Origin of the sequence: Burkholderia reimsis (assembly GCF_003294055.1) — a bacterium.
Taxonomy (GTDB): Bacteria; Pseudomonadota; Gammaproteobacteria; order Burkholderiales; family Burkholderiaceae; genus Burkholderia; species Burkholderia cepacia.
On sequence record NZ_QMFZ01000158.1, the window covers coordinates 1 to 412 of the forward strand.

Genomic DNA, 412 nt, shown 5'->3' on the forward strand with positions numbered 1-412 from the left:
CCTCCAGGCGCAGGCTGCTGCCCAGGCTGAGCAGGCAGGCCAGCGCCTGCCAGAGGTGCTCTTCCAGGGCCAGACGGTTCTCCAGCGCCGCCGCTCCGCCGAGCATGCCCAGGTGCAACTGACGCAGGCGCTGCTGCAGACGCTCGTCGCGGACCAGGCTGCTGGTCAGGCGCGGCGCCCCCCGGCGGCCGTCGCTGAAGTCGCGGCTGGCGCGCTCCAGCCAGTCGGCATCGAGCGCCAGGACGCGGATACGGTAGCCCTCCTCGCCGGCGCTGCTGCCGTCGTGGATGCTTTCCGGCGCCATCAGCAACGCGTCGCCGGCCCCGGCCAGGCGCCGTTCGCCGCCGGCGGCATAGCGATGCCGGCCCTGCAGCAGCAAGCCGATGTGGTACTCCAGGTGGAAGTGCCGGGG

1 protein-coding gene is annotated in these 412 nt (G+C 73.5%); it reads right to left on the reverse strand.

Annotated features, from left to right (window positions below; translation table 11 throughout):
- The coding region (locus DPV79_RS41730) for an AraC family ligand binding domain-containing protein (protein ID WP_208866789.1) at positions 1 to 412 on the reverse strand (412 nt) is incomplete at both ends.